Below are 22921 nucleotides of genomic sequence, written 5' to 3' on the forward strand. Positions count from 1 at the left end.
AGTCGGCCAAAATTTGCCGACATTTATTTGCGTTAATCATACCGTTGGCAGAAACTGAACTTAGCACTTGAAATCAGCAATTAACCCGAGCGATGCTTAACTTCTCTATGTCAAAACAGGCCGGATTTACCTTAGTTGAATTAGTGACGACCATCATCTTGATTTCAATTCTTGCTGTGGTTGTACTGCCTCGCCTGTTTACCCAGTCTTCCTACAGTGCTTATAGCCTACGTAACGAGTTGATTAGCGAACTGCGTCAAGTACAGCAGAAAGCGCTCAATAATACTGACAGGTGTTTTCGTGTAACTGTCTCTGCCACTGATTATCAAGTGAGTCAATTCCCAGCCCGAAATGGGGCAGCTTGTTCTGGTACTGCATTATCGCCAAACCCGCTTTATAGCCAAGCTTTTCAAGGTGGTGCTCAATTAGTGCTAGTAGGCCCTAACAGTACTAACAGCAGCAACTTCAGCCTCGACTTCGATATCAATGGTAGACCTTCGTTGGCTTGTAATGGGCCATGCATTAGTGTGATTGCTAATGACACTGTGATGATTAATGTCTCCAGCGAGGGTTATATTTATGCGAATTAATCCTCGGCTGCTATTGGACAAAGCATCAATAAAAGTATCCATAAAAGCCAAACCACAGCAGGGTTTTACCCTTATCGAATTAGTCATTGGTATGTTGGTGATTGGCACTGCGATAGTGATGCTAACCAGCATGTTATTTCCCCAAGCTGATCGTGCGGCCAGCACCTTACATAGAGTACGCAGTGCTGAGCTTGCCCATTCGGTGATGAATGAAATCTGGGGCAAGCGTTACGATCAAAACACTAATGCCAATGGCGGTACGCCAGCTTGTGGTAGTCCGCTAGGAAGCAATTGTTCCACTTCTTTGGGTCCTGAGGTAGGTGAGAGCCGTAACGACTTTAACGATGTGGACGATTACAACGGCTTAAATGAAACAGCGACTATGCTCAACTCAACCCAAACCTATGCCGCTGCTTATCCTAACTATAGTTTAAGTGTCACTGTCGCCTATGGGCCTGCGCCCAATACTAAGCTAGTCACGATTAATGTGACGACGCCGGACAATGAAGTAATTACTTACAATCTGGTGAGGAGCAATTACTAATGAGCTCTTTTTCAGCCAAGCGTATGCAAACATCCAAACGGGGTTTTACCTTAGTCGAGATGGTCACAGTTATCTTGATTCTGGGGATTCTTGTGGTCGGGGTGAGTAGTTTTATTATTTTTGGTACGCGGATTTTTGTGGAGTCGAGTTCAGTCGATCAGGTACTAAGTCAGAGCCGTTTTGCCGTTGAGCGAATGACCCGTGAGCTGCGTAGTGCTTTGCCTAATAGTGTGCGAGTTAATACCGATTCGCTGACCTATCAATGTATCGAGTTTGTGCCTATCGAAGCCAGCACGACTTATCTCACTATGCCAATAATCCCCGTAGCTGCCGCGAGTACTGGGATAGTTATTCTAGATAATACCGCGAGTGCGATTCGCGTGAATCAATTTGCTTGGATCTACCCCTTGATTGACGCCGATGTGTATAGCAGCGCGAGACAAAAACGGGCACAGGTTAAAACGATTGCTATCTCGGGTAATCAAGTTACGCTGACTTTTACTGCGCCAACACGTTTTGCTGAAGCATCACCACGACAACGGATCTATTTTGGTTCGAGTCCTGTGAGTTATTGCTTTGAAAAGGGGGCAAGCGGTAATGATTTGCAAATAGTGCGTTATGCTGGTTATAACTTTAATACCGTTCAACCAAATCTTGCCACTATGGGCACGGGCGTGCTAATGGCGCAAAGTGTGGCGAATCGCCTCGATAATAGTAATGACTTGCCACTGATCTTAACACCGTCAAGCTTAGTCAATAATGCCATGGTGCACTTGCAGCCAAGATTTAATGTCAATGGTGAGACGTTCCAATATCGACATCAAGTGCAGGTGATCAATGTTCCTTAATTCATATCGTAGATCGGTAGGGCGTAACTCAGCATCCAGCTCATCACTATCAAGATCAAAATCTTACGCTCTGCCTATGCGGCAGCGGGGTAGTGCGTTAATCATTGGCGTGTTTGTGATTACCGTGATGTTTCTGCTGGCATCGGCACTGATCAATATTGTGGAAGACGGTGATACCGGGCTCACCCAAGAAGTGTGGGGGACGCGTGCTTTTGCCGCTGCAAACAGTGGCGCCGATGCCGCGCTGGCTAAGTTGTTTCCATTGAATGGTAACGTCGGAACGTGTTTAGCATCAGATGTTTGGACACCGCCCGATGTAACTGGTTTTCATGCCTGTAGTGTGACGTTGACTTGTACAGCATATGCTGTAGACACAGTCACTCAATATCGAATCAGCAGTAAAGCGGTATGCGAAAGCGGTGAAACGCGCGTCAGCCGAAAAGTTGAGGTAGAAGCCCGTGGGAATTAATCTTTTTCATCGTGCCATATTAGCAGTACTTATCTTGAGTTTCCCTTCTGCTGTGATGGCATTCGACCCTATTGACCAGAGTGTTATTTTTGCCAAGGTTGCTCAAGGGCATCATGGCGATAACTCTAACGTATGCCATCAGATATCATCGCCACAGCTGATGATAAACGGTAATGGCATTATTAATGGTACTGGTGGTGCTGCATTAGATTATTGTTCGAGTAACGATGGCAGCGGGCTTGCTAATAACAGTTGTGATAACGGTTCTGGTGGAGTGCGAAAATGTACTATCGATGGCAGTGATATCCGAGGGTTAAAATTAACTGGGAGCAATGCTTTTTTATCGAGTAGCGGCGCTGGTGGCGGTTATGGTTATTGTAATAGTGGCGAGCAATTAACGCTTGGTGGTAATGGGCAAAGTCAGTTTGACAATGTTTCGCTTTATTCTGCTTGTACTCTGACTTTATCGGCTACTCAAAATGAGTATCGATTTAACACGATCGCTATTGGTGGGGGCGCGACACTCGTTTTACCCGAAGGGGACTATTGGGTAGATAGTTTTACCTTGAACCAAAATGCTAAGGTGATTTTGCAAGGTAATGTCCGCATTTTTACTAAACAGAAATTTGCGTTTAATGGCAGTAAATTTAATGAAAATAATACGGCTTCTGCCCTTATTTTCGGTTATAGCGATATTCAGCTAAATAGTGGCACTTTACTCAATGGACGAGTTTATAGCGATGCAACATTAACTATTAATGATAACTCGATTATCAATGGTCGTGTCACGAGTCGTTATTTAGTCATGAGTAGTGGCAGTATTAATGAAGATTTACCTGTTGCACCGCTGCAATTACAGTTTGGTAAGGCGACCACAACTTCAGTGACATTTGCCAATGCTTTCCCTGTTGGCGTGAAACCACTTATTTTCCTTATGCCGACAATATCAACGGCGAATACTAGCAACGATGGACCTGCATCAACCTTTGTGTCATCTGTGACTAATACCGGATTTACTTGGGTGCAAAGTGAGCCAACGAGTCCTTCAAACCGCTATATTGCTTCGAATAGTATGCCGGAAGTGCATTGGATTGCTGTGACGGCAGGTTCTCATGTTTTATCCGATGGCAGTCAACTTGAGGCAGGTAGAATCTCTACTGTTAATGCATTGAACATGAGTAATTCTGCGTGGACGAGTGTGCCGCTTAATACCTCACTGAATGTCGTATTGAATCAGTTGCAGACGCGTAATAATTCTACCTGTTGGCTGACAAGCGTGGCACAGCTAAATTCGAGTGGTATTCAACTTAATTTAGATACCTCTGAAGTTCGCTCTGGGGGTCAATGTAAACCAGGTAATCTGCAAAGTTTACAATCAGAAACGATTGGTTATTTAGCGGTAAAATCCAGTGTTGGCACAGTCATACTGAATGGTGAGGATGTTCACTATCAATTCGGTACTGCACTTACCCACACAGGCGGGGGAAATACTAAAACGCTGGCTGAGCAATGTGCCTACAACACGAGTTTGACTGGATTTGTTAATCCTCCGACTTTAGTCGCGGGGAAAGATTCTCGTCGAGGTGGCGATGGTGGCTGGCTAAGACGCTGTAATTTGAGTGCAACTCAAGTCAGTATGGTGAACGACGAAGATACCTATGGCGATAGTGATCGTAGTCATCTTGCTGAAGACTATGGCTTTGTAGCGCTTGAGAAAATCGCACCTGTTTTACAATGTTTTAATGATAATTTTTCCCAAAGCACTTTGAGTAATGACTGGGTCGTTTCTAGAAGTAGCGGAGGATTCACCCCATCGATCCAAGGCGGCCGTTTACGCTTAACTGAAGCCCAATCAAATCAATCTACGGCATCGACCTACCAAAGACTCTTTCCTGCAGCGGCAAACTTAGTTGAGATCCAGTTTGACCACTATGCATATGGTGGAAATGGCGCCGACGGTATTGCGATGGTGTTATCGGATGCTTCTATAACGCCGCAGCCCGGCGCCTTTGGCGGTCCATTAGGTTACGGTTATAAACCTGGTATTAATGGGTTCGCGGGTGGTTGGCTTGGATTTGGTATTGATGAATTTGGTAACTTCTCCGGTGAAGGCGGTAATTCTAATGTCGGTCAGCGGCGTCAGTCAGTCGCGGTTCGTGGTTCCGGTGTCGGCACGTCAGGGTATAATTATTTACGTGGCGCTTGTAGTAACGGCACCACTAATACCAGCGGTAGTTGCTTATCGCCCGCAGTAGACGGCAATAACGTGTCGCCCGCACATAGATATAAAATCACTATTGATTCGCAAGTATCTGGCCAGTCAGTGGTCAAGGTTGAGCGTAATACAGGTTCAGGGTTTGTGACTTTAGTTCCCGCATTTAACGCTGCAGCACAAAATGGTCAAGCGGCCATTCCGAGTGATTTTTTATTGTCTTTAACGGGCTCAACGGGGGGCTCAAATAACAATCACGAAATCGATAATGTGCAAATTTGTGCGCTAAAATCGAATCCTATTGGCGCCCAAATCGATCATTTTGAGTTTGATCACACGGGGCAGGGATTAACCTGTAATCCCGAAACCGTGACGATTCGAGCCTGTGCCAACGCCAGTTGTAGCCAGCTCTTTACCGATCCTTTGACGGCGACCTTGTTACCCGAATCCGCCTCCGAAGGAATATGGGTTGGCGGTAATCAAGTGAGCTTTAGCGGTGGTACGGCGCAACTGCAACTGAGGCGAAATACACCCGGTATAGTAACTTTAGGCGTGAAGGGCTCTAATCCCACCACTAAACCATTAAGCAAAACCCTTTGTAGAGTTGGCTCAGGATCCTTGAGCGAGAATGCTTGCTCACTGACTTTCGCCGACAGTGGCTTTATCTTCGACGTGCCCGATAAACTGGCCAATAAACCTATTAATGTGTTAGTCAAAGCGGTGAAAAAATCTGATGTGACGCAGCAGTGTGTCCCAAGCTTCCAAAGCCAGACCAAAACGCTGAATTTCTGGAGTAGTTACCAAACCCCAAGCGCGCCTATCTCGCCTAAAGCCGTCACCATCAACAATATGGCAATTGGCACCTCGAGTGCCTCGCCTACGGCGGTTAATCTGGTGTTTGATACCAACGGACAAGCAAGCATTGCAGTGAATTACCCCGATGCGGGCAAATTGCAACTCGATGCTAACTATGTCGGCAGTGGTAACGAGCAAGATCTCGTGATGATAGGCTCTGATCAGTTTGTCAGTGTTCCGGCTGGATTGTGTGTTAAGCCTGTAGATGCCAGTGCTAGCTGCTCAAGCGCGAATATGACGTGTAATGTTTATCGTAAAGCCGGACAAAGTTTCAGCATGACAGTACAAGCGATGGCATGGGAAAAAGATGGCGATCCGGATTTTTGCATGGCCAATTTGCCCACGCCTAACTTTAGCGATGCGCAGATGAAGCTTACCAGTAAAGTGGTGGCGCCCAGCATCGCCAGTGGCGGCCATGATGGGGTATTAGGCGTGGCATCCTATAGCCACTCGGCGCAGGCCAATAATCTCAATACCATCAGTAATCAGACCATCAGCGAAGTCGGCGTGTTCCAAATTGCGGCGCTGGCGACTCCCAATTATTTAGGGACGGCAAGCAGCTTAAATATTCCAATTGGCTATTCAGCTAATATTGGCCGTTTTGTGCCCGATAGATTTTTAGTCAGTAACGTATCGGTCATACCTGCCTGTGGCGGCTTTAGCTATATGGATCAGCTGTTCCCTATGTCGATGAAGCTCAGTGCTTTAAATATCGCGGGGGATATAACGAAAAACTATTTCCTACCATTTTCCCTCGCCACTGCCAAATTAGTGGGAGAAAACAATAACAATGGGGTCGATTTACTGAGTCGCTTAAGTGCATTACCTATAAAGGCTGAAAGTTGGAGTCAAGGTGAGGCGACGGTCGATGGCACTTACCTTGCTAACTTTAGTCGGGTAACCCCAAATGTGGCGACGAATCTTTATCAGGATGGCCCTTTCGAGCTGCTTGATATTGGCGTGCAATTGATGGATAACGATCCTCATCCCAATAGCATCTATTCCTATGTCGCTTCGCCAGATATGGATGCGGCATCTACAGGTACTTGCACTAACTGTAATGCTAAGAAAATCAGCACTCAGACGCTTCGTCATGGCCGTGTGGTGATGGATAACACCTATGGTCCTGAAACTGAAATACTGCGTATGCCGACTCGGGCCGAATATTGGAATGGTAGCAGTTGGGTATTGAATACCAACGATAGCTGCACCACTGCAGTGTATGGTTTGGGTTCGCAAGTGGACAATGCCGGCCTTGGCTACAATTTTGATCCCGACTTAGTGGTGGGGCAAAGTGTTACTCGTTCTGGCGGGACTGCAACATTCCAAGCTGGCCAATTTGAGTTGCTCTGGCAAGCTGTAACCTCAACTGGTGCGCCATACCGCGGTCAAGTGACTGCGCCCTTTGATGTGCCGACATGGCTAGAATGGTACTGGAATTGGAATGGTGTATCACCAACAGATCTTACTGATCCGCGGGCAAGTGCGTATTTTGGTCGCTACCGAGGGCATGACAAAATTATCTATTGGCGTGAGGTAAACTAATCTGAGTTATCTCAGCTATTGAATCGAGCTGAGCCTTTCGTATGAAATGCGCATCAGTTTCATTTATTGAAGGTCGATTGAAACCCTGGCGACAGATTTTAAATGCAATTTCTGAGTTTGACATTTGTTGTTAGTTTGTATGTTTCTTTGTTTTTGGTTGTCGATATTTTCGTCAATAAACAGTATTTTCCGCTTAAATACTGTTTTTTAGAGGACGATTTGAAAAAAAATCACTTCATTAGCGATTGTTAACCTCCTCGGTCTTGTGGAATCAGGGTGGCATTGATAAAGTTAGCTGATTTTTCTTTTCTTCTGACTCCACAGAATACAGGCTAGTTACATGTTTAAGAAGCTACGCGGCATTTTTTCTAATGATCTATCGATCGATTTGGGTACAGCTAACACATTAATTTATGTTCGTGGCGAAGGCATAGTGCTCAATGAGCCTTCTGTTGTTGCTATACGTGGTGAGCGTGGTGGCTCCGGTCAGAAATCTGTTGCCGCGGTCGGCACAGAAGCTAAACAAATGCTCGGCAGAACGCCTGGCAATATCCAAGCTATCCGCCCAATGAAGGACGGAGTAATAGCTGACTTTTATGTGACTGAGAAAATGCTTCAGCACTTTATCAAACAAGTGCACAACAATAGCTTTTTTCGTCCAAGTCCACGGGTTCTAGTGTGTGTGCCAGTTGGCGCCACTCAAGTTGAACGCCGTGCGATCCGTGAATCAGCCATGGGCGCTGGTGCTCGCGAAGTGTATTTGATTGAAGAACCTATGGCTGCTGCGATTGGTGCGGGTTTACCTGTATCTGAAGCGACGGGTTCTATGGTGGTGGACATCGGTGGTGGTACCACTGAAGTCGCGATTATTTCGCTGAATGGCGTAGTGTATTCGTCTTCAGTCCGTATCGGTGGTGATAAGTTTGATGATGCAATCATTAACTATGTTCGCCGTAACTACGGTAGCTTAATTGGTGAAGCCACGGCTGAGCGTATCAAGCACACTATCGGTACAGCTTATCCTGGCGATGAAGTGCTAGAGATCGAAGTCCGCGGCCGTAACTTGGCTGAAGGTGTACCTCGTAGCTTTACACTGAACAGCAACGAAATTTTAGAAGCCTTACAAGAGCCATTATCTGGCATCGTAAGTGCTGTGATGGTGGCGTTAGAGCAATCTCCACCAGAATTAGCTTCAGATATTTCTGAGCGCGGTATGGTGTTAACTGGCGGTGGTGCGTTATTGCGTGATTTAGACCGTTTATTAATGCAAGAAACCGGAATTCCAGTAATGGTGGCGGACGATCCATTGACCTGCGTAGCACGTGGCGGTGGTAAAGCCCTCGAAATGATTGATATGCACGGCGGCGATCTGTTCTCCGAAGAAACCTAATTTAACTTCGGTATAGGGCGGTTAATCACCGCCTTAGCTTTCCTATGAAGCCAATTTTTGTTCGTGGTATTTCAAACCAATTCCGTCTGACACTGGCAATTATTTTGTCGGTGGCCTTGCTTGTGGCTAATCATCGCCTCGATCCTGTGCGGCAAAACCTATCCTCTGTCTTTAGTCCATTACAGTATTTAGCCAGCGTGCCCGGTGCGGCGCTTGACTGGTCATCTGAAAGTTTTGCCACCCGCAATATGCTGGCGTTGCAAAATAAAGAGCTGTTACGACAACAACTGTTGATGAGTGAACGCTTACAGCGTTTCGAACACTTACGCCAAGAAAATGAGCGTTTGCGTGCACTGTTAGGCTCACCCGCCTATCTGGATTCGCGCAAGATGGTGGCCGAAGTGCTAGAGGTCGCCAGCGATCCTTTCCATCATTACGTGGTGCTGAATCACGGTTCCCGTAGCGGTGTATTTGTCGGTCAGCCCGTGGTGGATGCGCAAGGTGTTGTCGGCCAAGTGGTGCAGGTCAGTGAAATGACCAGTCGGGTGTTATTGCTCTCCGATGTATCACACGGTTTACCTGTGCGTATTACCCGTAATGATGTGCGCCTTGTGGCCAATGGTACGGGTGAGCTTGATGAGATAGAACTGCGCCATGTGGCCAAGAGTACTGACATTCGTGTCGGCGATTTACTGGTGACTTCAGGCTTAGGCAATCGTTTTCCCGAAGGTTATCCAGTCGCACGGGTTTTGGAAGTCTTAACTGAAGATGGCCAAAGTTACGCTCGAGTCACGGCCCAACCGTTAGCGGCTTTAGATCGTATTCGTTATGTGTTGTTGATTTGGCCGTCTCCCGATTCGGGTGTGACCTTGCCTAATCAGCCTACAGTCCCCGCTGCGGATCATTCGCTTATCGAAAACTCATCAAAAATTGGCAGTGCGAGTCCAGCGGAAGGCACATCTGCAGATACGACTAAGCCTGTGACTACACCCGCAGCCACTGTGGCCAAACCGGCAACGGAAACCACTCCTCCAGCGACTGAGGTGCACCAATGAGTTTTCAAGCCGCCAATGGGCGCTTCATTGTTTGGGTGACATTATTTATCGGCGTGATCAGCCAGATTATGCCTTTGCCGAGTGTGGTCGATGCTTGGCGTCCCGACTGGTTGTTGATGATTGTGCTCTACTGGTCTATCGCATTACCCCATAGATACAACATCTTAACCGCTTGGGTCTTAGGCTTAGTGTTAGATATTTTATTGGGTGCCACCTTAGGTGTGCGCTCTTTAGCGATGTCTTTGGTGATTTATGTCGCCATCTTGCATTGCCAGCGATTGCGAAATTTCCCTAAGTGGCAACAGTCGTTGGTGATCATGCTGCTCATTTGTATGTATCACTTAGTGATTTACTGGGTCGAGTTTGTCATGCAAGAGGCGGTGTTCGATACGGATCTATTCTTACCTGCGATTTCAGGATTAGTGATCTGGCCTTGGATATTTTGGATTCTACGTCGGGTTCGACGTCATTATAAGGTTCGCTAACTGTGGATTTAGTTTTAGCTTCAACTTCGCCACGTCGCAAAGAATTATTGGCACACATCGGACTCGGTCGTCCTGAGTTTTGTTTCACGCAAGTGGCGCCGGATATCGATGAAACCGTGCAGCAAGGTGAAGCGCCAAGGGATTATGTACGCCGTTTAGCCGCCGAAAAAGCCCATGCTGGACTGGCATTATGCGCAGATATGTCACAGCCTGCTGTATTAGGTTCTGATACTATCGTTGTGCTTGAAAACCAAATATTAGGCAAACCACTGGATGTGGCCGATGCTAAGCGAACGCTCAGTGAATTATCTGGCAGAACACATACAGTAATGACCGCTGTGGCGCTGACTTACCAAGCGGATGCAGATTTAAGCTTCAAAACCTCAGTGCGCTTAGTCGAAACACAAGTGCGTTTTTGCGCTTTATCGGCCGCCGATATTGACGCTTATGTCGCTTCACAAGAGCCAATGGATAAAGCCGGCAGTTACGGTATCCAAGGGCTTGGCGGTTGCTTTGTGGCTGCGATTGAAGGCAGTTATTCTGGCGTAGTGGGTTTACCTTTGGTTGAAACACGTGAGTTGTTAGCCGAGGTTGGGCTGATTTAACGGCTTGTTACTTGTATTGCGGCTTAGGCATAAGGTTAGAATGAACCTTGCGGGAGTTTTAGGCTCTTAATCGAGAATCCCCATGAAGTTACCCTTAGCCTTGCTCCTTTATTCGGTTTTCATGCTTAGATAGTTGGTAACTTCTAGTTTGTAAATTCTAGTTTGTAACTTCGATTAATTAATCTAGTTTCCCGAATGGGGTGAGTCGTGAATACCAGTCGCTTAAATCCAAATAAAATACAGCGCAAGATGGGTTCAGAATTACTGATCAACGTAACCCCCTCTGAGGCGCGCGTTGCTTTAGTTGAGCATGGCGTGCTGCAAGAAGTGCACATTGAACGCCGCATGAAACGGGGTTTAGTTGGCAATATTTACAAAGGTAAAATCAGCCGTGTGTTGCCCGGTATGCAAGCCGCCTTTGTCGATATTGGCTTAGATAAAGCCGCTTTTCTACATGCGTCCGACATAGTGCCGCACACAGAATGTGTCGCCGATGTTGAGAAAGGTCATTTCGTTGTCCGTGATATCGCCGAATTAGTCCGTCAAGGACAAGACATTATGGTGCAAGTGGTTAAAGATCCGCTGGGGACTAAGGGCGCACGCCTGACAACCGACATCACTTTGCCTTCCCGCTATTTAGTCTTTATGCCTGGCTCTAGCCACGTTGGTGTTTCCCAGCGTATCGAGCTTGAAGAAGAACGCAGTCGCCTTAAACAAATCACTTTGCCCTATGTCGATGATGACGGTGGTTTTATTATCCGCACCGCTGCTGAAGGCGTGGGTGAGGATGAGTTATCCCAAGATGCGGCGTTTTTAAGGCGAGTTTGGTCAAAGGTCAGTGAGCGACGTAAGCGCAGTGGCGTGTCTTTGTTATATCAAGATTTAGCCTTACCTGTGCGGATTGTGCGTGATTTTGTTGGCACTGAGCTTGACCGTATTCAGGTTGATTCTCGCCGTACCTTTGCCGAGTTGCAGTCTTTTGCCCAAGAGTTTATGCCTGAGATTGCCGAGAAGATTGAGCATTATTCAGGGCCTGCGCCTATTTTCGATCTCTACGATGTGGAGAACGAAATTCAACGGGCGCTTGGTCGTAAGGTTGAGCTCAAGTCTGGCGGCTATTTGATTATCGATCAGACCGAAGCCATGACGACTGTGGATATCAATACCGGCGCCTTTGTTGGGCACAGAAATCTTGAAGAAACCATTTTCAATACCAATCTCGAAGCGACCCAAGCTATAGCGAGGCAGTTACGCCTGCGTAATCTCGGCGGCATTATTATTATCGATTTTATCGACATGATGACGGCGGATCATAAGGCTCGGGTGCTCAGCAGCTTAACCAGTGCCTTGTCTAAGGATAGAGTGAAAACCAATGTGAGCGGTTTCTCTGGCTTAGGTTTAGTTGAAATGACCCGTAAACGAACTCGTGAGAGCTTAGAGCACGTGGTTTGCGGCGAATGCCCCGCCTGCCATGGCACGGGCAGCATGAAGACGGTTGAGACCGTTTCCTATGAAGTGTTTCGCGAAATCATTCGATTAAACCGTGCTTATGATGCCGATGAGTTCCTGTTGTACTGTTCGCCAGCCGTGTATCAAAGCCTGCATACCGATGAGAATCATCTGATTGCTGAGCTTGAGGTTTATATAGGTAAGCGTATACGTTTGCAAAATGAGCCTATGTACTCACAGCATAAATACGATGTGGTGATGATGTAGTGGCGGCACCTTTTACTGCAAAAAAACTAAGTCGTTTTTGTTGGCTATTTATCGCGCTAATCTTAGTGCTATTTGCGCTTGCAGTGAGTTTGATCCGTGGCTTATTGCCACAGGTTGATGGGGTGCGCCAGCAACTGGTTGATTACGTAAAAAGCGAATATAAGGTTGATGTGCAAGTGGGGGAATTATCCGCCCACTGGCAAGCGTTTGGTCCGGCAATTAACATAGATAATCTAGTTATCCCGCCGCAGGAACAACTGCCCGTCACCCTGATTATCAAGAATGTACAAGTGAAGTTAGATTTTTGGCAATCGCTGCTGACCTTCACGCCGCGTATCGAAGATGTCAATTTTGATGGTGTCCATATCGCGTTAAACATGGACAAGTTAACCGAAAATAATCCCGCCGTAACTAATAAAACGCCGCAAGTTGATTGGCTCTATGCATTATTGCTCAAGCAACTCGACAGATTTTCGTTAACCCATGCCACAGTGCAGCTGCTCAGCTTGCGCCAAGAGTTTCGCCCGATCCATATTCGCCAGCTAAATTGGCGCAATAACGGCGAGCGTCACCGCGGTGCAGGGGAGCTGTACCTTGATGATAATGCCTCTGAGCATGAATCTCTGGGATTACAGTTAGATCTCAATGGCGATGGCGCAAATCCCGACAGCTTAACGGGGCAGATTTATCTGGCGGCTAACTCATTAGACTTAGGTGAGTGGGCATCGCGTCAGCCTAATCCCTATGATGCGAGCAAAAAATTACCCTTAGAAGGGGTCGTCAATCTTAAAGCTTGGCTTACGTTTGCCGATCGCAGCCTCAGCTCTGCCATGGTGCATTTTGAGCCGAGTTGGTTGCAATGGACCTTAAAGGAAGTGCCACAACGATTTGAAATCCAAGCGGGTGATATCGTTTGGCAGCCAAAGGATTCAGGCTGGGAAGTACAGAGCTCAGGGCTCGACTTTGTCACTAACGGTGAGCATTGGCCGCAGTTAACGCTGGCGGCTAAGCGTCAACATAACGAATTCTTTGCCTATGTGAATCAAGTTAACACTCAAAACCTGTTACCCCTGTTACCGCTATTCCCCGGAGTCGATAAAGCCATATTACATCAATGGCATGCTTTATCGCCTGAAGCCAGTATTGGGCCCATTCGATTGTATCAAAAGGCCGATCAGCCTTTGCTCGCTACTTCTGAGGTGAAACAGTTACATTGGCAGAAGGTCGACGGTATCCCCAATACTTATCCTTTGGATCTGAACTTACATTGGCAAGACAAGACGCTGTATTTCTCTTTGCCTGCACAAGTTTATACCATGGATTTTGGAGATGAATTTTCGGCGCCACTTGTCTTTAACGGTGCGGCAATTGATGGTCAGTTCAATACTGCAGAGTTGAGTTTAAATCTGCCTCAGTTGCAGCTTGAGAACGATGATATAGGCTTAGATGCTGCGCTGAAATTGGATTTCAGTGCTGCGGCGCATATGGCGCTGGCTGCTAATGTTCATATCAATAATGTCGCCAATGCCGACAAGTATTTCCCCAATAAGGCGATGGGCGAATCGCTGGCTGAATATTTGGATACAGGGCTTAAAGCGGGTCAGACCCAAGATGCACAGGTCGTTTGGCGTGGTCCGTTAAACGGTTTCCCCTTCGATGACAATAGCGGCGTGTTTCAAGCGGCATTTACTTTAACGGATGCCCAATTCCAGTTTCAACCCGATTGGCCTGCTGTCACAGACTTATCCCTTAATGCTTTGTTTGAAAATGCTCGTATGGATCTTTGGCTCAACCAAGGCAAGCTGATGAACGTGGATGCCACGGGTGCCCATGTATTTATTCCCGCGATTGGGGAGCACACGCTGCTGAAGATTGAAGCTGAACTTGCCACCCAAGGCAGCGCGGCGACTAAGGTGTTACAAGCCTCGCCTTTGGCGGGTTCAGTGGGTAAAACCTTAGATGTCGTGCAAGTGCAAGGCGCTGTGACTGGCAATTTGGATATCAGTATTCCGCTGTATGAAGGAGGCGCAGAAGATATTCGTGGTCAAATTAGTTTTGATAACACGCCTGTGTATATTGCCCAGCCCGGACTGCAGCTTAATGGCGTAACGGGTATCGTCGACTTTGCGAATGAGGTGGTGACAGGTAAAGGTATTAAAGCGCGTTTGTTCGAACAGCCGCTCAACTTAACCTTTGATACTCAGCCTAAAGGCAAAGATTTTGGCCTTAATCTTTTACTCAAAAGTCGTTGGGATCTGAATCGTCTTCCCGAAGAATTGCATAATCCTTTGAGTGATTTCTATCAGGGTAAAATCAGTTGGGACGGCGCTATGACTATGCTGTTTACTGAAAAAGGTTATCAAATTCAAGCCAAAGTAACTTCGGATATGGTTGGCACTCAACTGTCATTCCCAGGATATTTTGCCAAACCCGAAGATGAGCCGCGGCCCTTAGTCGCTGAATTTGTTGGCGATCAAAATGATGCGACCTTAGATCTGAAGCTAGCGAGTCATGCCGAGTTTATCGGTGGTTTCGATGCTGAAAAAGGTGCTAATTTTAGTTATTTTGATTTGTTATTGGGGCGCTTATTCGATGAAGATGAAGCCCGAAATACTGAGAAAGGTCATATTCAAATTGACCTTGGCAAGGCGAAATTAGCCGACTGGTTACCTGTGATTAATGCCTTTGTTGGCCAAGAAAAATTACCTAAAACCGGCATCCTCGTCGACGATATTGACCATGACAGTTTATTCCCTGCTGTGGTAAGTATCGATTCCCATATTGGCCGCCTCGACCTTTTAGGGCAACAGCTGACCGAGTTTAGGCTCAATGCGAAACCCAATGAAACGGGCTGGCGTTTTAATACCGTTGCCAACGAATTTGACGGCTGGGTCGATTTCTATCCCAACTGGCGAACCCAAGGCCTCAAAGTTGTGGCGAGCAAATTCTATTTTTCACCTGAGGTTAAGCAGGATACTGATGCCGATTTTGCCAGCGATCAAGTGCTCACTAACCTGCCACCCGTGGCCGTGAATGTGGAAGATTTTCGTTTCTTCGATAAACCTTTTGGCAAGCTAGTCTTGCAGGCGAGCCCTCAAGCGGCGGGCTATAAAATCCAAACTCTGTCGTTGACTACGCCCAATGTCAATTTGCAGGGCAGTGGCATTTGGCAGCAACAGGCTGGGCAGAATATAACTGATCTGAGTGTTGAATTGAACGCCACTCAGTTTAATTATCTCTCGGCTCAGTTGGGCATAGATCCCGGCGTCAATGAAGCGCCATTAAAGGTTAACGCGGATTTATCTTGGCAAGGTGCGCCTTATGCTTTCTCCCTCGAAACCTTAAATGGCAAGGTGAAATTCGACTTAGGCAAAGGGCATTTATCTCAGGTGAGTGATAAGGGCGCACGCATTTTCTCCTTGTTCAGCTTAGATTCTCTGGTGCGTAAACTGTCGCTGGATTTCACCGATGTCTTCGGTCAGGGCATGTATTTCAACTCCTTCAATGGCAATCTGCAAATTGATAATGGCGTGGTGAAAACTACAGATACCGAAATGGATGCGATTGCGGGCAATATGAAGGTCCGTGGCTATACGGATCTCACCACTGAAAGTTTGAATTACGATATCCGTTTTGTGCCGCAATTGGCCTCGAGTGTACCGACTGTGGTATTGCTCAGCACTAGTGCCTGGACACTCGGTCTGGGCGCATTTGCCCTGACAAAAGTGCTTGAGCCTGTGATTGAAGTAATTTCAGAAATTCGTTTTCGGGTGACCGGCACTATGGCTGAACCTGTGGTTGAAGAACTGGAACGTAAGAGTAAAGAGATTGAAATTCCCGAGGCTATTTTACCTGTTGTTGGAGTTGAGCGCCCAGCAGCGCCAACCGAAGCTGCAAGTCATAACGCCGATATCACTCAGCCGGTAGAAGCGAAATCGACCGAAGCTCAATCAACACAAGCTCAATCAACAGAAGCTAAGCCAACTGAAGTCAAACCGAGCAACGCTAAATCTGAGCCAACTCAAGCGCCACTTTCTCCAATATCAGAGCCACAGCTTCAAGAAGCACAATCAGAAGCGCTTGAGCCAAAAGACGTCAAGCCTGAAGAGGCCAGATCTGAAGAATCAAAGTCAGAAGAGCCAAAGCCAGCCACAGATCAAATTAAAGCGCCCGATTTAAAGTTGGTGCAACCTCAAGCGACGCCTTCGTCTGAAGCCCCAGTTTTACCCGCCACACCAGAGAATCAGCCAGCAGTAGAACCGATTAAGCAAATTCAGGGAGATCAGAATGCACATCAGCCTGTTGCAATGTCAGAGCAGTCGCGACGTCAGCGCCAATCTGCTGTTTATCGAATCGCAGCTTAACGAACTCAAACGGGATGCCGATGCGCCCCATTTAGTCGTGTTGCCCGAATGCAGTTTACTGTTTGGTGGCCACGAAAGTCAGCAACTCGCCTATGCGGGTGATACTCATCAGAGCCCGCTCAAATCGGCGTTAAGTGCACTGGCCGCCAAATATCAGGTATTTATGGTGGCAGGTACTATTCCGGCGCTGGCTGAGGATGGCCGCGTCTATAGCCGCAGTTATCTGTTTGATGATAAAGGTGATACTTTAGGGCATTACGATAAGCTGCATCTCTTTGATGTGGATGTTGCCGATGGTACAAAACAATATCGTGAGAGCGAAACCTTCTGCCCCGGTGATCACATTAGCGTTATCGATACACCTTTTGGCAAAATTGGCCTAGCCATCTGTTATGATTTACGCTTTCCCGACTTATTTAGGGCGATGCGTCTTGCGGGGGCCGAGATCATTACCTTGCCGTCGGCCTTTACCAGAGTCACCGGAGAAGCCCATTGGCAAGTATTGTTACAGGCAAGAGCCATTGAAACCCAATGCGTTATTCTTGCTGCAGCTCAGTGGGGACAGCATAACGAAGGCAGTCGTGAAACTTGGGGACAGAGCATGATAGTCGGTCCTTGGGGCAATATTTTGGCTGAACGTAAAACGGGTACGGGTTGGGTGCAGGCTGAGGTCGATTTAACCGAACTGCACAGTATTCGCCGTAAAATGCCCGTGATGCAGCATAATCGTTTCCTTGAGCCAAGCTTGAAATAACCGCCCGCACTGGCGAGCGGCAATACCGAATTAGACAGCGATTTACGTACAGAATTAGTACAGCGAATTTACACTCAGAATATCAAGATCCCTTGGGGTCAAAGAGAGCATAGATGCCATTTTTAGCACAAGTAGAGCAAAGTTTATTGAAGAATGGGTTAGCGTTAGAGGGGCTGCAAACCTATCTAAACACCATACATCAGCACAAAATCGATTATTCCGATCTCTATTTTCAAGGTAGTCGCCATGAGTCTTGGGTGCTGGAAGACGGCATCATTAAAGACGGTAGTTTCCATATCGAACGCGGTGTAGGCGTGCGTGCGATCAGCGGTGAAAAAACCGGTTTCGCCTATGCCGATGATATTACGCCAGCAGCCCTAAGCGCTGCCGCACAGGCCGCACGCGGCATTGCCAGTGCCGGTGAGCAAACTCAGGTTCAAGCCTTTAAACGTCAAAAAGCCTTGGCGTTATACGACAGTTTAGATCCGATTGCGGCGATGGAAGAAGTCAAAAAAATCAATCTGCTGAAAGAAGCCGATGCTTTTATTCGCAGTTTAGATAGCCGTATTATTCAAGTCGTTGTTAGCCTTGCGGGCGTGCACGAAGAAATCCTTATCGCTGCCAGCGATGGCACTTTAGCGGCCGATATTCGTCCTTTAGTGCGCTTTAACTGTAGCGTGATCTTAGAAGAAAACGGTAAACGTGAACGTGGCGGTGCCGGTGGCGGTGGTCGTCATGACTACGGCGTGTTGATGGCAAGCGATGACACTGGTTTACCTATGTGCTTTGCCTTTGCCCGTGAAGCCGTGCGTCAAGCGCAGGTCAATCTTAATGCTATCGATGCACCAGCGGGCGAAATGCCAGTGGTGTTAGGTAATGGCTGGCCGGGCGTATTACTCCATGAAGCAGTTGGACATGGTTTAGAGGGCGACTTTAACCGTAAGGGCAGCAGTGCTTTCAGCGGTAAAATGGGTCAGTTAGTCGCCTCTAAGTTAGTGACTGTGGTAGATGATGGCACCTTGCCTAATCGTCGCGGTTCACTCAGCATCGACGATGAAGGTGTACCGACCCAAAGAACCGTATTGATTGAAGACGGTATTCTAAAGGGTTACATCCAAGACAAACTCAATGCTCGTTTGATGGGCGTTGCGCCAACGGGTAACGGTCGTCGCGAATCTTACGCGCATTTACCTATGCCACGTATGACTAACACCTATATGACGGCGGGTGAGTCGGATCCAAGCGAGATCATTAAGTCAGTGAAGAAGGGCATTTACGCCCCGAACTTTGGCGGTGGCCAAGTGGATATCACTTCGGGTAAGTTTGTGTTCTCCGCATCCGAAGCCTATTTGATTGAAAATGGTGAAGTCACACAAGCCATTAAGGGCGCCACTTTAATCGGTAACGGCCCTGAGGCTATGAGCCAGATTTCTATGGTCGGTAACGATATGGCTTTAGATCAAGGTGTTGGCGTTTGCGGTAAAGACGGTCAAAGTGTCCCTGTTGGCGTAGGCCAACCCACCTTGAAGTTAGATCGCTTAACTGTGGGTGGTACGGCTTAGTATTCGTTGAGCTTGTAGATGCGCGATGGCGATAAGCGTGGTAACTGGCAAAGCTTTGTTCGGCTTTAGGCTCATATTGAAATGTTGCTCATGCTTATTTTCAAGTGCATGAGCATGTTGAGCGCCAAGGAGCAAAACTGAGATAAATCGCCTTAGTCGCTCGGTCGAAGAGTACTAGGTTCGATCCTCTGTGATCGTCCTTCTAGCCGCTTACCATGATGGATGTTATCATTCGCAAAGGAAGTTAGAGTAACTACTCTAGAGGTGTTAATGAAACTATCACGTGTGGCTTGGCTGTGTTTACTGCCCTTGCCTTGTTTATTGCCTTTGGCTGGCCATGCCCAGCCCACGAGCTTCACCGACGCTTGGCAACAAGTGCTGAAGGTGAGCGATAAGTTGCAAGCGCAATCCCAGGAAGTTAATCGCGCTAAAGGTGAAGAAGAGGCGGGCGAGAGCTTAAATCTGCCTTCTTTAGAAATTCACGGTAGCTATACTCATCTAGATAAACCGATAGAGTTTGATTTAAAAGAGTTAAATTCAGTTATATCTATCCCGCCTTCGCTGGGGGGCATCATTGCGGGTATTCCCCCGTTGCCCTTAAGCGAGCAAGATATTTTTAATGCTAGTTTGCAGGCTATGTGGCCGATTTATACGGGCGGGCAGATCACCGCAGCCCAAGGCATACACGCGGCTATGGTGGCTGAGAAGCAACAAGAATTACAGCTTGCCACCCGTGATTTATTTACCTTGCTGGTGGACCGATATTACGCTGTCGATGTCACGCTGGCATTGGTGAACACCCAAACTGATCTCGTTGGCTCTTTAACTAAGCATGTTGATCATGCGCTAGCGTTAGAGCGTGAAGGGCAAATAGCTAAGGTTGAGCGCCTCAATGCGCAGGTCGCGTTAGACAATGCTAAAGTCAATTTAGGCAGCGCTCGCCGTCAATATGAAATGGCGGTTATCGCCCTGTCGCGTATGTTGCAGCAAAGCGATGTCGGCACTGAGTCACCTTTATTTGTCTTGCCGCATGCGCCGTCTTTGGGTCAGCTCACCCAAGTGACGCTGAGCCAACATCCTGCACTCAAATTACTCGAAGCAAAAGAAGCTCAAGCAAACGGTTTAATCTCATTGGAAAAAGGCAAATACCATCCAACGGTCTTTCTCTTTGGTAACTATACCTTGTATGAAGAAGACACTTTATTGTCGAGTATTACGCCTAACTGGATGGTAGGTGTCGGTGTAAATATCCCTCTGCTCAGCCGCGACGGTCGCAGTGGTAAGGTCGAAGCCGCCAAGAGTGCACTCTTGCAGGCCCGTTATACCAAGGCACAAACTCGGCAAGACTTGAGTCTGTTACTGGACCAAAGCTATCGCCAGTTATTACAGGCCGAAGAAGAAGTGAAGGCGCTCGATACCTCACTCGAACTCGCCACCGAAAACCTGCGCCTGCGAGAAATCGCCTTTAATCAAGGGCTTTCAACTTCAATTGACAGAGTCGATGCCGAGCTGAAACTCAGCGCAGTTAAAACTCAACAACTGGCCGCCCGTTATCGTTATGTGCAAGCCTATGCCAGATTAATGGCCATCAGTGGTCAATTAGATGAATTTATCGGTCGTACCATAGCCCTTACCCAAGTGCAGGAGACAAACAATGCGCGCTAACAGAATACTTGCCCTTGTGGCGTTGGTCGCATTAGGCCTTATCTTGGCCTATGGCCTCAAGCTGGCTTACAGTCCGCAGCCGAGTCTGTTGCAGGGCCAGATTGAAGCCCGCGAATACAATGTCTCCTCTAAGGTGCCAGGCCGTGTTGAGCAAGTGCTGGTGCGCCGTGGTGACAGTGTGGCCGAAGGGGATTTGCTGTTCGCCATCAACAGCCCTGAGTTGGATGCTAAGTTGATGCAAGCCGAAGGTGGCCGCGATGCCGCTAAAGCGATGCAGCTTGAAGCTAACAACGGTGCCCGTAGCCAAGAAGTGATGGCGGCCAAAGAGCAATGGCTCAAGGCACAGGCAGCGGCAACGCTGGCTAAAACCACTTATACTCGCGTCGAAAATCTCTTCAACGAAGGTGTGGCCGCGAGACAAAAACGCGATGAAGCCTTTACCCAATGGCAAGCGGCGAAATACACAGAGCAAGCCGCATTAGCCATGTATCAAATGGCACAAGAAGGCGCGCGGGTCGAAACCAAAGCCGCTGCCGCCGGGAACGCCCGTATGGCCGAAGGCGCGGTAAAAGAAGTTAACGCCATTATGCAAGATAGCCAAATGCGCGCGCCTAAATCGGGTGAAATCAGCGACGTGCTATTGCAGGCAGGTGAATTAGCGCCGAGCGGTTTTCCGATTGTGAGCCTGATTGACATGCAGGATTCATGGGCCGTGTTCCAAGTGCGCGAAGATCAACTTAAGCGCTTCAAGCAAGGTCAAAAAGTTCAGCTGAATATTCCCGCGCTCGGGCAAGATGTGGAATTTACTGTGTCCCATATCAGCGTCATGGGCGACTTTGCCACGTGGCGCTCGACCGAAAGTGGCCACGATTTTGATATGCGCACTTTCGAGATGGAATTGCGTCCAAGCCAGCCGATTGCCGATCTGCGTGTCGGCATGTCTGTGCTGCTGCGCAGTGAGTAAAAGCCGTGACTGAACGCACGCCCAACGCCAATACGGTCGACAAGACTAAGAGTGAATCACAGCCATCGAGCAGAAGCTTTATGGCCTTGCTCATCGCGTTAATTCGCCGTGAGCTCAGTGCGCTGTGGCGCGATCCTTGGCAGTTGGCGCTGATCAGTTATATTCCGCTGATCGGGATTTTCTGCCTGTGGTGGCTATTCAGTGCAGGCTTACCGAGACAACTGCCAGTGGCGATTGTCGATCAAGACCACAGTCAATTAAGCCGTATGCTGACCCGTCAGCTGAAGGCTAATCCTGTGACTGAGCCACAAAACTTCACCGATTTAGCCGCGGCCGTGTCGGCGATGCAGCAGGCGAAAGTCTACGCTATCGTGGTCTTTCCCTATGATATGAAAAAAGATTTGCTCACTGGCCACAAGCCCACCATCGATGTGCGCTACAACAGTCAATTTTTGCTGGTGGGTAAGTTACTCTCAAGCCAAATTCAGTTGAGTCTGGGTGATGGTTTGTTGCAAGTTGCGGGCTTAAAACAGCTCGCCAACGGCACGCCTAAATCCCAAGTGGCAGTCAATTTAAGCCCAATCAAAAGCCAGACAACGGCTTTGTTTAATCGAAATAACAACTATATAGGCTTCTTAGTGCCGCCAGTGCTCGTGGCGCTGTGGCAATTATTATCTATGTTGGTCATGGCCAACAGCTTAAATCGAGAGCTGCATTTAGCGCCCACGACTCAGGTCAATGGCATATCGAATACCTTAACCGAGCATTTTTGGCCTAAGGTGCTGGCGAAAGTGGCATTGTTTACGCCGATATTGATGCTGCAGGGCGGCTTTATTTTAGCTTGGCTGTACTTGTATCTCGCGTTGCCGATGGCGGGTAGTTTAGCCCTATTGCTGTTAGCACAATTAGTGATGTTGCTGGCGGTCTGGAGTCTGGTGTTATTAATCTTTGTGGTAATGCGTGATAGTGCGCGGGTTATCAGTTTTTGCACAGCCTTATTTGCGCCCGCTTTTGCCTTTATGGGGATCACTTTCCCCACCCATGATATGCCGCAATTGGCGCAGTGGTGGCGATTGATAATGCCATCGAGCCACTATATTGAGTCCCATGTGAGCGTCGTCAGTTACGGCGCCGCTTGGCCGAATGTGGCGAGCCAGCTCAGCAGTTATTGGGGCTTTATCTGTTTACTGCCTTTGATATATTTGTTATCGCGTAAATTACTGCCCATCACGATCACCGCCAATACTATCGTGACCGCATATGACTCGGACGCAGCCTTACCTGCGAAGGGGCAATAG

At 47.8% G+C, this 22921-nt stretch carries 16 protein-coding genes; all 16 read left to right on the plus strand.

All coding sequences use genetic code 11. The features are described 5' to 3' along the window. Positions 1–92 precede the first annotated feature (92 nt). The 16 genes from AC5YB3_RS14510 to AC5YB3_RS14585 all read left to right on the plus strand — a co-directional run bounded on the left by AC5YB3_RS14510 (position 93) and on the right by AC5YB3_RS14585 (position 22921). A complete protein-coding gene (locus tag AC5YB3_RS14510; protein ID WP_494525581.1) occupies positions 93–590 on the plus strand; it encodes a type II secretion system protein in 498 nt (165 codons plus the stop codon). Beyond that, the gene (locus AC5YB3_RS14515) at positions 580–1134 is read left to right on the plus strand and encodes a prepilin-type N-terminal cleavage/methylation domain-containing protein (RefSeq protein WP_494525582.1); all 555 of its coding nucleotides are present in this window, start codon (positions 580–582) and stop codon (positions 1132–1134) included. Before AC5YB3_RS14510 ends, AC5YB3_RS14515 begins: the two co-directional genes overlap by 11 nt. Continuing rightward, entirely contained in the window at positions 1134–1982 is an 849-nt protein-coding gene (locus AC5YB3_RS14520; protein WP_494525583.1) for a PilW family protein, read from the plus strand. Before AC5YB3_RS14515 ends, AC5YB3_RS14520 begins: the two co-directional genes overlap by 1 nt. After that, positions 1972–2451, plus strand: coding sequence for an MSHA biogenesis protein MshP (locus tag AC5YB3_RS14525; RefSeq protein WP_494525584.1), 480 nt, complete (start codon positions 1972–1974; stop codon positions 2449–2451). The genes AC5YB3_RS14520 and AC5YB3_RS14525 overlap by 11 nt, the downstream gene beginning before the upstream one ends. Continuing rightward, complete coding sequence (locus AC5YB3_RS14530) at positions 2441–7063, plus strand: DUF6701 domain-containing protein (RefSeq protein WP_494525585.1); 4623 nt, start codon at positions 2441–2443, stop codon at positions 7061–7063. The genes AC5YB3_RS14525 and AC5YB3_RS14530 overlap by 11 nt, the downstream gene beginning before the upstream one ends. A gap of 340 nt (positions 7064–7403) precedes the next feature. Further along, complete coding sequence (locus AC5YB3_RS14535; protein WP_006083256.1) at positions 7404–8453, plus strand: rod shape-determining protein; 1050 nt, start codon at positions 7404–7406, stop codon at positions 8451–8453. A 44-nt stretch (positions 8454–8497) separates the two neighbouring features. Beyond that, entirely contained in the window at positions 8498–9508 is a 1011-nt protein-coding gene (gene mreC / locus AC5YB3_RS14540; protein WP_012586672.1) for a rod shape-determining protein MreC, read from the plus strand. Continuing rightward, on the plus strand, positions 9505–9993 hold the full coding sequence (gene mreD / locus AC5YB3_RS14545) for a rod shape-determining protein MreD (RefSeq protein WP_006083254.1): 489 nt from the start codon (positions 9505–9507) through the stop codon (positions 9991–9993). The genes mreC and mreD overlap by 4 nt, the downstream gene beginning before the upstream one ends. Positions 9994–9995: 2 nt before the next feature. Further along, positions 9996–10598 carry a Maf family protein gene (locus tag AC5YB3_RS14550; protein ID WP_115335620.1) on the plus strand — a complete coding sequence of 201 codons (603 nt, stop codon included), beginning with the start codon at positions 9996–9998 and terminating at the stop codon, positions 10596–10598. A gap of 249 nt (positions 10599–10847) precedes the next feature. Next, positions 10848–12314, plus strand: coding sequence for a ribonuclease G (gene rng, locus AC5YB3_RS14555; RefSeq protein ID WP_006087039.1), 1467 nt, complete (start codon positions 10848–10850; stop codon positions 12312–12314). Beyond that, positions 12314–16678 carry a YhdP family protein gene (locus AC5YB3_RS14560; protein ID WP_494525586.1) on the plus strand — a complete coding sequence of 1455 codons (4365 nt, stop codon included), beginning with the start codon at positions 12314–12316 and terminating at the stop codon, positions 16676–16678. The genes rng and AC5YB3_RS14560 overlap by 1 nt, the downstream gene beginning before the upstream one ends. Continuing rightward, positions 16602–17432 (plus strand): carbon-nitrogen hydrolase family protein, encoded by an 831-nt coding sequence (locus AC5YB3_RS14565; RefSeq protein WP_494525587.1) that lies wholly within the window; start codon positions 16602–16604, stop codon positions 17430–17432. Before AC5YB3_RS14560 ends, AC5YB3_RS14565 begins: the two co-directional genes overlap by 77 nt. A gap of 113 nt (positions 17433–17545) precedes the next feature. After that, the gene (gene tldD, locus AC5YB3_RS14570) at positions 17546–18994 is read left to right on the plus strand and encodes a metalloprotease TldD (protein ID WP_006083249.1); all 1449 of its coding nucleotides are present in this window, start codon (positions 17546–17548) and stop codon (positions 18992–18994) included. Positions 18995–19264: 270 nt separating this feature from the next. Continuing rightward, positions 19265–20659, plus strand: a complete 1395-nt coding sequence (locus tag AC5YB3_RS14575) for a TolC family protein (protein ID WP_494525588.1) — start codon at positions 19265–19267, stop codon at positions 20657–20659. Further along, positions 20649–21623: an HlyD family secretion protein gene (locus tag AC5YB3_RS14580; protein WP_006083247.1), complete on the plus strand. Its 975-nt coding sequence runs from the start codon at positions 20649–20651 to the stop codon at positions 21621–21623. The genes AC5YB3_RS14575 and AC5YB3_RS14580 overlap by 11 nt, the downstream gene beginning before the upstream one ends. Before the next feature lie 80 nt (positions 21624–21703). Continuing rightward, positions 21704–22921 carry an ABC transporter permease gene (locus AC5YB3_RS14585; protein ID WP_494527192.1) on the plus strand — a complete coding sequence of 406 codons (1218 nt, stop codon included), beginning with the start codon at positions 21704–21706 and terminating at the stop codon, positions 22919–22921.

Source organism: Shewanella sp. 1311, assembly GCF_059338235.1.

Coding starts and splice junctions, on each gene's coding strand:
- AC5YB3_RS14510 (WP_494525581.1), top strand. CDS start 93: ATGCTTAACTTCTCTATGTCAAAACAGGCCGGATTTACCTTAGTTGAA.
- AC5YB3_RS14515 (WP_494525582.1), top strand. CDS start 580: ATGCGAATTAATCCTCGGCTGCTATTGGACAAAGCATCAATAAAAGTA.
- AC5YB3_RS14520 (WP_494525583.1), top strand. CDS start 1,134: ATGAGCTCTTTTTCAGCCAAGCGTATGCAAACATCCAAACGGGGTTTT.
- AC5YB3_RS14525 (WP_494525584.1), top strand. CDS start 1,972: ATGTTCCTTAATTCATATCGTAGATCGGTAGGGCGTAACTCAGCATCC.
- AC5YB3_RS14535 (WP_006083256.1), top strand. CDS start 7,404: ATGTTTAAGAAGCTACGCGGCATTTTTTCTAATGATCTATCGATCGAT.
- mreC (WP_012586672.1), top strand. CDS start 8,498: ATGAAGCCAATTTTTGTTCGTGGTATTTCAAACCAATTCCGTCTGACA.
- mreD (WP_006083254.1), top strand. CDS start 9,505: ATGAGTTTTCAAGCCGCCAATGGGCGCTTCATTGTTTGGGTGACATTA.
- rng (WP_006087039.1), top strand. CDS start 10,848: ATGGGTTCAGAATTACTGATCAACGTAACCCCCTCTGAGGCGCGCGTT.
- AC5YB3_RS14565 (WP_494525587.1), top strand. CDS start 16,602: ATGCACATCAGCCTGTTGCAATGTCAGAGCAGTCGCGACGTCAGCGCC.
- tldD (WP_006083249.1), top strand. CDS start 17,546: ATGCCATTTTTAGCACAAGTAGAGCAAAGTTTATTGAAGAATGGGTTA.
- AC5YB3_RS14575 (WP_494525588.1), top strand. CDS start 19,265: ATGAAACTATCACGTGTGGCTTGGCTGTGTTTACTGCCCTTGCCTTGT.
- AC5YB3_RS14580 (WP_006083247.1), top strand. CDS start 20,649: ATGCGCGCTAACAGAATACTTGCCCTTGTGGCGTTGGTCGCATTAGGC.
- AC5YB3_RS14585 (WP_494527192.1), top strand. CDS start 21,704: ATGGCCTTGCTCATCGCGTTAATTCGCCGTGAGCTCAGTGCGCTGTGG.